The organism is Candidatus Thiodictyon syntrophicum (assembly GCF_002813775.1).
GTDB lineage: Bacteria > Pseudomonadota > Gammaproteobacteria > Chromatiales > Chromatiaceae > Thiodictyon > Thiodictyon syntrophicum.
The window spans coordinates 2,260,779-2,275,809 of sequence record NZ_CP020370.1 but is presented as its reverse complement, the minus strand read 5'-3'; the positions used below and the strand labels follow the sequence as shown (position 1 = coordinate 2,275,809).

The 15,031-nt window shown below is 63.2% G+C and carries 11 protein-coding genes; 3 read left to right on the top strand and 8 right to left on the bottom strand.

Annotated features, from left to right (window positions below; all coding sequences use genetic code 11):
• Positions 1–29: 29 nt before the first annotated feature.
• From THSYN_RS36640 to THSYN_RS09740, 7 genes are all read right to left on the bottom strand, one after another.
• Positions 30–158, bottom strand: a complete 129-nt coding sequence (locus THSYN_RS36640) for a hypothetical protein (RefSeq protein ID WP_257791240.1) — start codon at positions 156–158, stop codon at positions 30–32.
• Positions 159–226: 68 nt separating this feature from the next.
• Positions 227–601, bottom strand: a complete 375-nt coding sequence (locus tag THSYN_RS09765) for a type 2 periplasmic-binding domain-containing protein (protein WP_100918968.1) — start codon at positions 599–601, stop codon at positions 227–229.
• A gap of 17 nt (positions 602–618) precedes the next feature.
• Complete coding sequence (locus THSYN_RS33625) at positions 619–2,295, bottom strand: DUF6399 domain-containing protein (protein WP_100918590.1); 1,677 nt, start codon at positions 2,293–2,295, stop codon at positions 619–621.
• 179 nt (positions 2,296–2,474) lie between these two features.
• Complete coding sequence (locus tag THSYN_RS09755; RefSeq protein WP_100918967.1) at positions 2,475–2,666, bottom strand: hypothetical protein; 192 nt, start codon at positions 2,664–2,666, stop codon at positions 2,475–2,477.
• Between the two features lie 51 nt (positions 2,667–2,717).
• Positions 2,718–3,551, bottom strand: a complete 834-nt coding sequence (locus THSYN_RS09750; RefSeq protein WP_157817557.1) for an acid sphingomyelinase family protein — start codon at positions 3,549–3,551, stop codon at positions 2,718–2,720.
• A 221-nt stretch (positions 3,552–3,772) separates the two neighbouring features.
• Positions 3,773–7,486 (bottom strand): 4Fe-4S binding protein, encoded by a 3,714-nt coding sequence (locus tag THSYN_RS09745; protein ID WP_100918965.1) that lies wholly within the window; start codon positions 7,484–7,486, stop codon positions 3,773–3,775.
• Positions 7,487–7,725: 239 nt separating this feature from the next.
• Positions 7,726–8,154 carry a TOBE domain-containing protein gene (locus THSYN_RS09740; RefSeq protein WP_100918964.1) on the bottom strand — a complete coding sequence of 143 codons (429 nt, stop codon included), beginning with the start codon at positions 8,152–8,154 and terminating at the stop codon, positions 7,726–7,728.
• A 297-nt stretch (positions 8,155–8,451) separates the two neighbouring features.
• Here THSYN_RS09740 and modA point away from each other — a divergent pair, with 297 nt between their 5' ends.
• From modA to modC, 3 genes are all read left to right on the top strand, one after another.
• Complete coding sequence (gene modA, locus THSYN_RS09735; RefSeq protein ID WP_100918963.1) at positions 8,452–9,204, top strand: molybdate ABC transporter substrate-binding protein; 753 nt, start codon at positions 8,452–8,454, stop codon at positions 9,202–9,204.
• Positions 9,205–9,391: 187 nt separating this feature from the next.
• On the top strand, positions 9,392–10,069 hold the full coding sequence (gene modB / locus THSYN_RS09730) for a molybdate ABC transporter permease subunit (RefSeq protein ID WP_100918962.1): 678 nt from the start codon (positions 9,392–9,394) through the stop codon (positions 10,067–10,069).
• Between the two features lie 3 nt (positions 10,070–10,072).
• Positions 10,073–11,152 carry a molybdenum ABC transporter ATP-binding protein gene (gene modC / locus THSYN_RS09725; RefSeq protein WP_100918961.1) on the top strand — a complete coding sequence of 360 codons (1,080 nt, stop codon included), beginning with the start codon at positions 10,073–10,075 and terminating at the stop codon, positions 11,150–11,152.
• Between the two features lie 189 nt (positions 11,153–11,341).
• On the opposite strand, the gene THSYN_RS09720 is transcribed toward modC, so the two are convergent.
• Positions 11,342–14,668, bottom strand: coding sequence for a choice-of-anchor X domain-containing protein (locus THSYN_RS09720; RefSeq protein WP_100922363.1), 3,327 nt, complete (start codon positions 14,666–14,668; stop codon positions 11,342–11,344).
• Positions 14,669–15,031 lie beyond the last annotated feature (363 nt).

Sequence of the window (15,031 nt, the reverse complement as noted above, 5' to 3'; positions counted from 1 at the left end):
TTAGGTCAAAGATCTCCGGCAACGGTTCATTAATAAGTTGAACAATTCCACTCGGGACCGCCTGTAGCGCCATTTTCGTTGTCGTTGTCGTTGTCGTTGTCGTTGTCGTTGTCGTTGTCGTTGTCGAGATTATCGTAGCGCTCCGGATTCTCTCGCACCCCAAAAAATGCATCGCTTCTCCGATTACGACAACGACAACGACTGCGTTTAACTCGTTCTTAACTCGTTACTTGGCGCCGCCGGTCTCGTCCGGGGTCGAGGGATGATACCAGCCGGCCTCCCGCTCGCTGAGCTCCCCGGCCTGAATACGCCGCTCCAGGGCCTTGCGGTCGAGCATCCGGTAGCCACTGCCGGGCTGGGCGGCGGCGCGCAGCGCGTCCCCCAGGCCGAGGGCGATCAGCACCAGGCTGAGCGCAATGAGGCCGAGGAAGCGCGCCTCACGGGCGCGCCAATGTCGCATCGACAGGTTCATCGTCAGAATACTCTTCGCACCGTGGTCGTGGTCGTAATCGAGGTTATCGTAGCGCCCCGGATTCTCTCGCACCCCGGCCTCGATCATCGCTCCGGCCACCGCGGTGTGTCGGTCGGCGGCCTTGATCATCGTTCCGGCCACCCCCGTTACGCCGCTACCGGCAGGAGCGCGGGCGGCTTGGGCGGGCGCGGTCGTCGGCGCGCTGGCGGCGGGGGCAACGGCATGCGCTGGAGCACCTGCGCGAACAGCGTTTCGTGGGCCCGGCCGAAGAAGCGCTCAGCGGCAGTGGTCCCGTCGGGGCGACGGAGGTGGAAGTTATGTACGGCGGTCAGTGCCTCGAGCTTGCGGTCGCTCAGGCGATGTCGGCCATGGTGATGTAGGGACAGTTGGCCGTTGCGCCCCTCCACGCTGGAACTGCTGCGCTGGAACAGGTCGGCGCAGTCACCGGCCACCTGTTCGAGGCGCGCGCGCTCGGCCTCTGGGAGGGCCTGGAGCGGATGATCGCGTTGGCGCAGCGGTTCGAGCAACTGCCGGCTCAGGGCGTGCAGACGGTGGCGCGGTTCAGCGAGCGTGCTGCGATTGGCGACGCGCTCGAGGTAGAGCGCCGGAATCAGCTGCGTGAGCAACGCCAGTTCCACGGCGGGCGGCAGATTCAGCGCCTCGACCTTGGCCTGCACGGTCGCAAAGAAAAAGGTAATGGTGGCAAGGAACTGAATCGTCAGGCGCTGCGCCTTGGCCAGGCGCTCACGGGCGCGCGTTGGCAGATCGGCCGCGTCGGCCAGCTGTTGCAGCCGCGTCCACACGTCGGCAAAGCGTTGCGCGATGCGCGCCACGGGCTGCGCCTGTCCCTGCTCCAACTCATAGGGGTGATAGAGGGTCCCCAACTCACGCACCAGTTCACGGGCCTCGGCCTGACGCGCTTGCGCCTGTACCTGATCGGCTTCGGCCTGCACCACGACCGCCAGGGCGGCTTCAATGCGGGGCGCGAACGCCGGTGGGCGCCCGCGCGGACGCGGGGATTGGGCGTCATAGGCCTGCGCGGTCGCCCGCTCAGCGTCCAGCGACGTCTGGGCGGCCGCGACGCTGGCGCCCGCCTGTTTCACGTGGCGGACCAAGTGTAGGCTGGTGCCCTTGGACACCTCCTGTTGCACATGAAACAGGTCCGGGGAATGATGGGCCGCACAATCCGTCTGGATATGGCGGCGCAACGCTGTGGCCTCGTCGCTGGTGCCCTGGATCACGGTCACGTTCAAGCCGTCCAGACCCGCGCGCAACGCCTGCGTCCAGGTGGCCGCCGTGCGATCGGCGGCGTACTGTTCGCGCAGCAGAAAGTTCGACACCGGCTCCAACATGACCAACAAAATCTGCGGATGAAAGGTCTCATCCTCGCACGCCGTGATCGCGCGGTGCGGCATGCCCACCGCCAACGCCGCCCGTTGCTCACGCGCCACGGCGACCACCATCTCCTCCAAGGCCGCATTGAGGGCCTGGTGGGTGCCATAGCTCGCGCCGACGAACGCCGACAACCCACTCAACTTCAAGAATTCACACACCATCCGCACCCCGGCACCGCCGTGCAGCGTGATGACGAAGTGCGCCGCCACCACCACTTGGTGCAGCCACTGCACGCCCTCAGGGGTCGCCACGAAGGCTGCCAACACCGCCGGGGCCGCGCCGACCGGGGTCGGCTTGCACCAGTCCTGCAAGGTGCTGCGCGCCACGCCCAGTTCGGCGGCGACGTGGCGTTGCGGCTGCCCCGTCGCCAAGCGGGCCACGGCCGCCCCGCGCTGTTCGGCTCGCTCCAGGCGCGAGCGGTGCTTCACGACCCACCGCCGGCCGACCGCCGGACCACGCCCGATGGCGTCGACCCGATGTCTGCGCTAAAGTCGATCCCGGCAGGACCTTCGAACATCGTGCTTCTCCCTCGGTTTGTTTGCACTTCCAAGGGTACACAATTTCGCGGGTCCTGCCGCTCTCCAGTGGGGGTTAACCAAGCCCTACGCTAGGTCTTGGCCGGATTTATGATCAAGGCCCGGTCGGCCTTCAGGCCGACCGACTGGGAGCGCCGCACCCCAGTGCGGCCCGCCCTGTCCGCAGCACGCAAGGCCGCGGTCGCCAGCGAGATCGCGCCGCACTGGGGTGCGGCGCTCCCAGTGGCCGGGATTATGATCGAGGCCCGCACCCAGAATTGCATCGTTTCTCCGATTACGATTACGACAACGACAACGACAACGACAACGAGAAGTTACCGGGAGACCCCAACACAACAGGTGGAGAACGCTTGCGCGTCGAGATTCGTCAAGGCGCAGGCGGGTGACTGCCAACTGCCGGCCGGGATGGGTCCGGGGCTCGCTTCACCGCCGTAATAGGCGATGAATTTGGTGCGCAGGTTCGGATCGGAAATAATTCCTGCCGACAGCAGGGTCAGGCTCGACGGCGTCAGCGGCCCAACCCCGTAGGCCTCCTCGAAGCCATATTCCTTAGTCCACTGCGAGTTGCCGCCGGTGTCGGCTGCTTCCTTGTAGGTCATTGTCACATAGTCAACCGGTGCGCCGGTGGACCGATCGTAACGGTAGACCTGGTAGCCGGGATTGTTTCCGTAAATCGGACTGATGGACGGGACCACGCGCTCGAACGTGAATGGTTTACCCGCCTCGTCCGCCAGCACACGAAACTCGTCCATGTGCGGCGGAAAGTTGGTATCGCTGCCTGAGGCGCTCGGTGTGGTGATGGATGAGGCGGCGAAAATCTCCTCCCATCGCGACGGTTCGGCGGCGGCCAGCCGGGCGACCAGGGACGGGTCGTAGAACGGATCGAAATGGAGATCCGAGATCATGCCGAACCAGCGGTCCTGTTCGGGCAAGCGGGCCCGGGGGCCGGCCGCGGCGGCGCCGTCCACTGCCGGGGCGGTCGCGACCGGCGCGGCGGTCTCGTCCTGCGCCTGGACGGGCATACCGAACAATGCGGGCAGCAGCGCAATCAGCAGGAAATGAGCGAGCGGATACGGGGGATTAGTCATCGCCTTCTCTTCTGGTGGGTCGCCAAGGCGGCCTTGATCATCGTTCCGGCCCGCGGCCACGTTTTGGAGTCCAAGCCTTCAGCCTTGGTCCTGGCCATCCAAGGCTGAAGCCTTGGACTCCGGCCCGGGGCAGCCGGAACCATGACCAACTATAGTCGCCCGCAAGGGTCCGCGCACCGGTCTCGATCGTCGTTGCGGCCGGAGGGCCCGTAGGGTGCGCCGCGCGCACCCGTGCCACCGCGCTGCCGTTGCGTCCCTGCGCAAGGTGCGCGCGGCGCACCCTACGCCGATTGCCGATCGTGGCCGGAAGGACGATCAAGGGCCGCGCGCCGGCCCGGAAGCTTCGGCCCCCGCGGCAGATGGGTATCCCGCCCCGCCAGGCAGCGGTGACAGCGGATGCAGTCCAGATCATGGTCACCTTTGACCCCCAGGTCGCAGTGCTCGAAGCGCCGCCGCGGACCCAGCCGCTGCAACAGCGCCAGCTTGTTGCCCAAGGCGAGGAAGGCCCCCAGGGGGCACAGATAGCGGCACCAGAAGCGATAATAGACCAGGGACCCGGCGATGACCGCCCCGGTCAGGACGAGCATCCACCCACGCAGTTGCCCGCCGAAGACCTGCTGCATCGGGTTGAAGGTCGCCCAGGCGCCCTCCCCCGTGGTCCAGACCAGGACCAGGAGCGCGGCCAGCAACAGAAACTTGAGATAGCGCGACGCCTGTTCCAGGGGCCGGTCCGGCCAGGTCCACAGACCCAGCCGGCGCCCCAGGCGGGAGACGAATTCCTGCAGCGCGCCGAAGGGGCACAGAAAGCCGCACCAGACCTGGCCGAACAGGACCGAGCTGACCGCGACGAAGCCGAGCAGCAGCCAGCGCTGGGGGTTCTCGGCCGGGGCCGCCGCATGGCCCTGACTGAGGTTCACGAGGTCCAACTCCGTGACCAGGGTATTGAGCCAGAACCCCAGCACGCCCAGGGCGGCGCCCTGCAACAGCAGCCGCGCCCGCCCACTGCCGGAAAAATAGACCGGGAAGAACAGGAGGACCAAGACGGCCGTGGCACCCAGCCCCCAATCGGCACCGCCCCCGGGTGCCGCGGCCGGGGGCGGCAGGGGCCGCCCGAAGGCGACCTGTGTCGCCCGCCGGGCGGCGTTGTTGATTGTCGCCAGGACCGCCCGACTGGTCACCGTGGCCCCGCTCAGCCCGTCCACCCGCGCCAGCGACAGGGGCGCCTGGGACAGATCGGCCCCGGCCAGCCCGGCGAGCCAGGTCTCGATCCCGGTGATGTAGGACGGCGTCTCCCGGGAGTCGAGCAGGCGCACCCCGCGCAGGGTCCCGTCGCGCCCGAGCGCGAGCAGCAGTTGGATCGGCCCCGCGAAGCCGCTGACGCCGGGGCCCGCGGCGGCACTCGCCAGGGTCACCGTCTGCGGCTCACCGTCCCCCGCCGCGCCGCCCAGATAGTGGACGAAGGGCGACTCCACCGGCGTGAACCGGCTCGAACCGCTGAGCTGCGCCAGGGCCTCCTGATCGAACCGCACCTGCGGCCCCGGACGCGCCTGGAGCGCCGCCAGGTGCCAGGCATAGACCAGCAGCACGCCATAGAGCAGCCCCCACCCGACCCCCGGCCAGGGAAAGGACGCCTGCGCGCGGGGACCCGGCCCCACGCCAGGTACCAGGCGCCGATAGACCAGCGGCACCAGGGCCAGCAGCGCCGGCACGGCCAGGACGCGGCAGGTCACCGCCACCCCCAGGATCGGGACCATGAGGGCCCCGGTAACCAGACCGCCCAGAGCCCCGCCCAGGCTGTCCGCCGCCATCGCCAGGCCCCCCCCGCGCAGCGCCGAGGCGCCGGCCGTGCCTTGACCGAGACCGACACAGAGGGTGAAACCGGCCCCGGCCACCAGCCCCAAGGCGAGCGTCAGGGCGAGATAGCCCGCCTCCCGGGCATCCTCACCCAGGGTCGCCAGGCCCTCCAGGGCCGTCGGCAGCAGCGTGAGACCAAGGGCCGCGCCCGCCAGCAGGCCCATCAGGTGCAGGTCCGCCCGCCGCCCGGCCGCGAGCGCCCGCACCGCGCCGCCGCCGAGCGCGAGCCCGGTCATGAAGAGCCCGTTGAGCAGTGCCACCCGCTCGAAGACCAGCCCCACTTGGGCCTGATAACTGAAAAGCAGCGCCAACTGGCCCGCCATGGCGATGAACCCGATCACGACCAGGGCGACGACCCCGCCCGTGCGCCCCCGCGCCGGCCCTGCCCCGCCTTCCATCAGTGCCCGCAGCAGCCACAGGGCGACGAACAGCAGGGGCGGGATCAGATAGGGCCAGGGTCCGAGCCGCTGCAGCCCCGCCAGCCAGTCCACGAATCCGGACCCGCTGAACTGACCCCACAGGACCATATTCAGATAGTAGGTCACCGGCCGGGCATCGGTATTGACCGCCCCCGCCGCCCCGGCGCCGTCGAGCCGGGCGTGCAGATAGGCGAGATCCGGCGCCGGCAGCAGGGTCGCGAAGGTTCCGGACGGCAGGCTGTGCCGCGCCGGCGCGGCGGCCAGATAGCGGCGCTGGAGTTCGGCCGGGTCCTCCGTCAGGCGCGCGGGGGCCTCACCCGCACAGAAGACCTGCGGGTTGCCGGGGACCAGGACGACGGTCGGGAAGACCGCCTTCAGGGTCCGGTAGACCGAGCCCGCGTAGCCGCCCACCGCCCGCCCCACATAGTTGGAGGCGGCACTCACCTGGGTGCAGAAGACCCCGCCCGGGGCCAACCGGGCACGCGCCAGGTCGAAGGCCTCGCGGGTGAAGAGACGGTTGCCGGCGGCGCTCGCGGGGGTCGCGTCCAGGGACAGGATCAGGTCATAGGCGACCCCGGGTTCGAGCAGGCGCAGGAAGCGGCGGGCGGCGGCAAAGTGCAGCGTCAGGCGCGGGTCATCCAGGGACGCCCGCCCGGCCTCGTCCAGGTAGGGCCGCACCCGCGCGAAGGCCGCGCGATCCTGTTCCACCTGATCGATCCGCACCACCGGATAGCGCAGGAGCCCCGCCGCCAGCCCGCCCGGGTAACCGCCCAGGAGCAGTACGCGGCGCACCGCCTGGTCTTGGCCCCGGGCCTGGGCGAAAAAATAGGCGGCCTGACGTTCCACCTCCAGGGGCAGGGGAAAACTCTGCTGGACCTGACCGTCCGCCACCACCGAGGTCTGGGACCCCAGGCGGGCGACGGCCAGGTGGCCATAGGGGGTATCGAGTGCGTCCAGGAGTTCCATCCCGGGCTGGAGGCTCGCGAAGCGCCAGCGCTCCAGGGCCTGGTCCAGGGGGCGGGCGATCGGGGGCAATGTCAGCAGCAGGCCGGTGAGGGCCAGGGTCAGGGGGAGCCAGGCGCGCGCGGGAAGGACCATGCCAGGCCCCGGGCCGGTGCGCGGCGCCGCCAGGAACGCGGCGGTCAGCGCCATGGTGGCGGTCGTGAGCCCCAGGGTCGCGACCGGACCCAGCCAACGGATCAGGACGAAGGTGAACAACAGCCCGCCCAGGAGCGCCCCCAGTGCGTCCGCCACATAGGTCCGGGCGACCGGCCCCACGACGGCGCCGCGCTCGCCCAGGGCCGCGCAGGTCAGGGCAAAGGCAAACCCGAGCAGCACCCCGCCCGGCAGGTTGACCAGCGTCACGGCCAGAAACAGGTCGCCCAGGGGAACGAACTCGCTCGCCGAGACCTCCAGGAACCAGCGCACCGAGCGCAGGGCCAGGACCTGCCCGATCAGGACCAGCGGCAGGGCGCACAGGATCAGGCGCAAGGCATCAAGCGCCGCCGCCCCGGCATCCAGTCCCGGGCGCGCCCCCCGGCGCCCCTCCCAGCCCAGGGCCGCCGCCGCACCCACCGCCAGCCACAGCAGCCAGCTCCCGTAGAAGGCCCCCAGACCCACCTCGTTGCCGTAGAAGACCACCAGCCCCTCACGGATCAACACCGCCTGGGCGACCTGGGAAAAGGCGCCTAAGACGAGGATGGCCAGCAGGGGGCTCGGCACGACGCGGACTCGGTGGGGAACGGGAGCGATGCCCCAAGTTTACCGTGAAAGTCGCGGGGCGAGGCGGTGGGAGCGGCTTCAGCCGCGACGAGGCCTTGCGAACTGCCGCAACGTCACAGGTTGCCGCGGCCCCGCATCGCGGCTGCAAGCCGCTCCCACGGGAGGACTTTCATCTTCCGGGGTGGCTGAGGTTCCGGCCCTGGCTGTCAGCCTGCGCCGCCGGACCGCACCCTGGGTCCTCAGGCCGGGACGCCGAGGATCACGGACGGCGCCTTGAATACCGCCGTGGCCGCCCCGCCTTGCTGCAGCCCCAGTTCGGCCGCCGCGCCGTGCGTGATGGTGGCATGGACCTCGGTGCCACCGGCCAGGGCGATGGTCACCTCGGCATTCACCGGCCCCAGGTTCAGCGACTTCACGGTTCCTGCCAAACAGTTGCGGGCGCTCAGACGCAGCCCCGCGCTGTCGGTCATCACCAGCACCGAGGACGCCTTGACCAAGGCCACGGCCGCCGCACCGGCCTTGAGACCCAGGCCCGTGACGCTTTCATTGGTCACCACGGCGACGATCCTCTCGCCACCCGGGAGCACCAGTTCCACCTCGCTGTTGACGGCACCGGCCTTGACCGCACCGACGGTCCCGCTGAACTGGTTGCGTGCACTGATTTTCATGATAAATCTCGATAGATGGGAAATGGGACTGAGCGCCTCGGGTCGGCGGCGGACCGCTACGACCGGCGCAGTGTAGGCCACGGAGAACACCAGACTCAAGCATAGCGCCCCTTGACGCGGCCTGTGTTTTGAATCTTAAATGGCGCCTGGCGCTATATGCCGCGCTATATAGGGGCAAGTAGCGATGGCGGCCGATCCACACCGGCGCCCCATCTGATCGGCACCCTCCCGGTCACGGCCGGGTTGGGCGACACCCTTCTTTTCAGCATGAACCAGACACCCAACGGAGCCTCAACCATGACGCCGATCCGCACACTCCCGCTCGCCCTCGCGCTCCTGGGGGCGGCCCTCGCCGCCCGCGCCGATGAGGTCCAGGTGGCCGTCGCCGCCAACTTCACCGCGCCCATGCAGGAGATCGCCAAGGCCTTCGCGGCGGCTACCGGACACCAGGTACTCGCCTCCTTCGGGTCCACCGGCAAGTTCTACTCCCAGATCAAGAACGGCGCCCCCTTCGAGGCCCTGCTGGCCGCGGACCAGGAGACCCCGGCCAAGCTGGAAGAGGAAGGGGCGGCGGTGCGCGGGTCCTCCTTCGTCTATGCCGTCGGCAAGCTGGTGCTCTGGAGCGCCAAGCCCGACTTCGTGGACCAGAAGGGCAAAGTCCTGAAAGAGGGCAAGTTCGAGCACCTGTCGATCGCCAATCCGAAGCTCGCCCCCTATGGCGCCGCCGGCGTCGCGGTGATGAAGGCAATGGAGGTCTTCAAGACCATCGAGCCCAAGCTGGTCCAGGCGGACAATATCGCCCAGGCCTTCCAGTTCATCAGCACGGGCAACGCGGAACTCGGGTTCGTCGCGCTCTCCCAGGTCAGCAAGGACGGCAAGGTGACCGAAGGCTCGGCCTGGATCGTGCCGGAGACGCTCTACCAGCCAATCAATCAGGCGGCGGTGATCCTGAATAAGGGAAAAGAGAAGCCGGCCGTCATCGCCCTGATGGCCTTTCTCAAGGGCGAGCAGGCGCGGGGCATCATCCATTCGTTCGGTTATGGCATCTGAGGCCGTACCATACCGCGGGCGGGGCAACTGCTCGCGGCGGCCTTGATCGTCGTTCCGGCCGCCAGGAAACCGGAGGGCGAGGCTTTAGCCGGATCAGGGCCGCTGACAGGCGCTGTCGACCGGCTAAAGCCTCGACCTCCGGTTTGAACGCCGCCCCTACCCCCGGCCGACCACTGGAGCCGATCCAATGCCGCTGACCGACGCCGACCTTCAGGCCCTCTGGCTCACCATCCGCCTGGCCACCGTCGTCACCCTGCTGCTCTTCGTCATCGGCACCCCCATCGCCTGGTGGCTGGCGCGCACCAGATCCGGCTGGAAGGGCGCGATCGGCGCCGCGGTGGCGCTGCCCCTGGTACTGCCGCCCTCGGTGATCGGCTTCTATCTGCTCGTCACCATGGGGCCGAACGGTCCCATCGGGCAGTTGACGCAGGCACTGGGGCTGGGTCTCCTGCCCTTCACCTTCTGGGGGCTCGTGGTCGCCTCGCTCTTCTATTCCATGCCCTTCATGGTCCAGCCACTGCAGAACGCCTTCGAGTCCATGGGGACGCGCCCGCTGGAGGTCGCCGCAACGCTGCGCGCCTCGCCCCTGGATGCCTTCTTCAGCGTCGCCCTGCCGCTCGCCGCACCCGGGTTCCTCACCGCCGGCATCCTGACCTTCGCCCACACGGTGGGCGAGTTCGGCGTGGTGCTGATGATCGGCGGCAACATCCCCGGGGTGACCCGGGTCGCCTCGGTGCAGATCTACGACCATGTCGAGGCCATGGAGTACGGGGACGCCCACCGCCTGGCGGCGGTGATGCTGGTCTTCTCCTTCCTGGTGCTGCTGGCGGTCTACAGCGCCCGACCAAACCGCCCGAAGGGATAAACGATGGACCCAATCGAAGTACGCCTGCGCCTGACCTGGCCCGGCTTCAGCCTGGAACTGGACGAGCGCCTGCCCGGACGCGGCGTGACGGCCCTGTTCGGACCCTCGGGCTGCGGCAAGACCACCCTGCTGCGCTGCATCGCCGGCCTGGAACGGGCACCCCAGGGGCGCCTCGCCTTCCAGGGCGAGGTCTGGCAGGACGCGGGCACCTGGGTGCCGACCCACCGCCGACCCCTGGGTTACGTCTTCCAGGAGCCGAGCCTCTTCCCCCACCTCACGGTGCTCGGCAACCTGCGCTTCGGCCAGCGCCGCAGCCCGGCCCCGGGCGGGACGGCGGCCCCGAGCGGCCTGGACCAGGCGGTGGAACTCTTAGGGATCGGCCCGCTGCTGGAGCGTCGCCCGGAGCGCCTGTCCGGCGGCGAGCGCCAGCGCGTCGGCATCGCCCGGGCGCTCGCGGTCAACCCGCGAATCCTGCTGATGGACGAGCCCCTGGCCGCCCTGGACCACCAGCGCAAGCAGGAGATCCTGCCTTACCTGGAGCGGCTGCATGAGCGCCTGTCCATCCCCGTCCTCTATATCAGCCACGCCCCCGACGAGGTCGCGCGCCTGGCCGACCACCTGGTGGTGCTGGAGGCCGGCCGGGTGCTGGCGAGCGGGCCGCTGCAAGAGACCCTGGCGCGGCTCGATCTGCCGATCCGCCTGGGCGAGGACGCCGGTGTCGTGCTGGAGGGTCGGGTCGCCGAGCGCGACCAACGCTGGCACCTGTTACGGGTCGACTGCGCCGGGGCCAGCCTGTGGGTGCGCGACACCGGGGTCGCCATCGGCCGCCAGGTACGGGTCCGTATCCTGGCCCGCGACGTGAGCGTCACCCTGACCCAGGCGCACGCCAGCAGCATCGTCAACACCCTGCCGGCCCGGGTCGCCGCCCTGGGCGAGGACAGCCACCCCGCGCTCGCCCTGGTTCGGCTCCAGGCCGGGGGCACCAACATCCTTGCCCGGGTCACCCACCGCTCCGCCGACCTGCTGGGCCTGGCGCCGGGGCTCGCGGTCTGGATTCAGATCAAGGCCGTGGCGTTGCTGTGAGGGCCCGCTGCCAAGGTGACGAGACGGCGGTTCGCGGCATGATTGAAGGCGTGTTCGGACATGAGCAAATACGCCGTGCCATTGACCGGGGTCAGCTAAATGGCTGCCCCTTTTCCCGACTAGTTCAAAGGCATCGGGGCTCGCTCGCTATCCCGCTGACATATCCATGGTATGCTCCCTATTTCCCTACTACTTTAAGCGACGCCTATTTTCATAGATACCCATCGCTAACAATATCCCAATTAGTGCGAATGTCGCGAATCGGCTTACAGCAGGTATTGCCGCAGCAGCGGCGATAATGCCATTTTCTACCTTTATAGTCTTAAACCCCACGTTGTTTGAATAATCGAACTCCACGATGCTTCGACTAGGGTTGACAGTAACAAAGATATCCTTATCACCCGCCGTCACAGGAATCCACGGCTGCGAAACAGTTTCGCCGACACCCTCGGCTAAGCCAGAAATTAAATGATCGCCCCCAATTCGCACACCTAATGAAGGGTCCCCCTCATAAAATCGCACAAGGATAGATTTATCTGTAGTTGCACCGTTATTCTCGATTATTGCCACGAGTTGCACATTAACACCCGCTGACGGTAATTCAGGTAAGGATGCGATATTCGCTGAGTCGACTTCGACGTCGGTTGGTATCGACTGAAACAGTGCGTAGCGATACGTGTCCGTTGTATAAACATCTGTGACGTTTAACGACGTACTGACAGCCGTATCTTTACCTATTATTAGTAAGTCTTTGACTGCATACGAGCCGTCAATTCGCAGTTGACGAATCTTTTCTCCGCTAAAGTCCAGAGATATTAGGTTAACGCCTTTCACAAGAGTGACTGTTTTGTTGATCCATTCAACTTCCTCTCCTCCCGAAGCAACAAGACGAGCTATAAGCTGATAACTGCCAGGCATAACAGTCTTAACTTCAAGCGTCACCCTTAGAAAATCGTAAAGCAGATCAGAGTCAGCGTCCAGACCTTGATCGCTTGTATTGCCGGTCAAGACAACTAACGATTGCTGGAAAATATCTGAGGAATAAATAACAGTTTGATAGGCTACATCTCGATAATCTATAAGCGAGAACTGATTATCAATCTTGAATCGCAGCATTAGATCGGCGAGTCTCAACGCGCCATCAACTCCATTATTGTGTATGAGCCGACCATCGAAGTTTAGTCTTATGCTTTGTTTTCCTATAGCTGGCGATTGAACTGATGCTAGAACTGTCTCGATAACTTTACCATTAACGTCTTTCAGGCTACCGACGATTTCGTAGTCGCCAGATGCCCCAAACTCAACCTCGACGTCTGCCTGTAAAATATCAAATAAGCCATCGCTATTAACGTCGACCGTACTGACAACGTAATGATCAGTGAAGGCCGAGTCATTGCTGACAACCGTAAACTCTCCATTCACCTGTCTCTGGACGCCATCCCCATTAGCTTTCGTAGCGTACGAAAAGCCACCAGTCGCTGCCGGCACGAATATGTTTGTAAAGACTCCATCATTTGATATCTCATCGCTATGGGTCCCGTCGTCATATAGTGCGAGAGAACTTTCAATTTCATCAGCGGTTAAAATTGTCACGATGACGCTAGCATTCTTAATGCTATTTGCTCCATCTTTAAAATAGGCGAAAAATTTTGCTGTATCCCCTGGGCGATAAGAAGACTTTTCAGGTCGACTAGCGAACTCTATACTGTCACTGATTTGCCATACGTTCAAAGAGTAACTCCTGCTGCTTACCGACTGTATCGTCAGTTTCCATTCGCCAGCAACTGGATTTTCAACTACGTATCTGCGTGTAACACCAAAACCACTTTCTTGCTCAGCGCGGGGAAGATAAATTTTTCCTTCATTATCTAGCAGTGTAGACTGCAACTGAGTCGATAAGGGATACGTGACCTCGAAATAAAGCCTCGCGGTATTTCCTACCTTCACCGTATGACTCTTAGTTTCACCTGATCTTATCAGATAGGCATCACTCGAAATTAGGCTTGTATTCTCATCCTGGGTCGCGGCTTGCGAAACTTCGGTAGAGGAAAGCGATTTCGTAGTAGAAGCCACCTGAGCCGTCAAACGCCCTATTTGGCTGATTACCCAGTCATAAGTGGACTTGTCATCATGAATACCGCCATGATCTAAGCCCGCTGCGAGTCGGTTGACATTTGTAGCTTCGGGCCACGTTGTCTCGCCCCCTATACTCCTTGATTTCACTATAATATCTGGGCACTTTGATTCGATTACATCTATTTTACCTTGGCATGTTGGTGTCCAAGGAAAGGTTGCGCTATTTGTATCAACAACATAATCATCATCACCAATCGTAACCAAGGTCGGAACGGCGTTTTCTTCTATATTGTAAAGAGGTAAGTACCTATATTCGTCATTAAATGCGCCGCTAACCGGAATACGGATTGGCTGATAGTTAAAATTATCCCGAAAATGACCTCTTTGTAAATCATCAGCACTGCAAGAGTTACCTAACGCTCCAATTCCGGCTCCGTGATTCGGTGCAGATAATTGAATTAAAGAATTGACGTTAGCAGCATTCCCATTACGGATATATCGCCTAGAATCCACGCCACCTCTGCTGTGCGTTACCAAATTCACCTTTTCAACTCCGTATACATCCTTAACTTTCTGAACGATTTCGGACACATGACCGGCGTTCGCACTAATACACCCATAGGACTCTGTCTCGCCTGACAAAGGCAAATAGAATGGCGCATTATCGGATCTTAGGAAAGATGTAAATGTGGTCCATGTACTCGGGTCTCCACCATGTCCATGAATCAAGACAATTGGCCTGATACCATCTATCTCTAATGCAATCCAGTCGACCTCAGTCGCCCAGATGTTGGTTTCCGCATTAGCGCGATCAACGAGAATTTCTATATTGTTATCCGCTGGGACGATTTTATCGCTACCCGATGATTTTTTTGGAAACTTAATCTCGCTAGTCGGTATCGTATAGCTTCTAGTACTCCACGTATCGTTTCCACTAGTCAGAGGGTCTTTCAGTTGTTTTCCATTAAAGAAGACAAAATCTTGCTCAGGTCTAACCTCGGTACCCTGATAATCGTTGTCTACGTCATAGACATTTATTAACAATCTAGCCTCTTTACCAATGATTCCGCGGTCAATCATTGTTTGGATATTTTGCAATTTACCATCGGCATCTACCTCTCCAAAAAATCTTGAAACGGGAATCGCAATTCTTAATTTTCCGTCTACGACGTCTTCCTTAAATACATATTTATCGAGGTCTCCTCCTGTGTCGACTATAAAAATTGCATCTTTAGGAAAAGACTTTAATGATTCGTAGGGGTTGACTCCTGAGCGTCCAGCGTAAGCACCAGATGGTGATGCGACAGTAGACAGCAGTCGTTGGCTATCACTAGGAGCGTCGCCGGCCTTGGCAAAACTCAAGTGAGGCCAAACGAGGCAGGAAATAATACCAAGAACTAATGCATGAACAAATCGAAAATGATCAGCGCGGTGTTTCATAGTATCGAGGACTCATTTGACATGTTGGCGCTTCGGATGGCTGGCGCAAATTTCCCGAGATTTTTCCAATGGGTACGGCAGCTAAATGCAGACTGATGTCGCTTTCTCATTTGCCTAACCCAAGTAGATGCGCAGCTGAGCAGTACCCGCTCGGCGCTCGGCAGGAAGCAAGTCGCTACCAACTGACATATTCTTTGGTAAAAGCTCAGACTACTTGAGAATACCAATGTTTATTACACGTGTCAAGGACTACAGCGTTAACAAATATTTACACAAACAAAGAGGCTCTTGCAAAGCAGGGCGCGGTTCTTGAGCCGGACAGGGTGTGCCCCATCAACCGCGGCGGGACGGAGCATTCGGCCC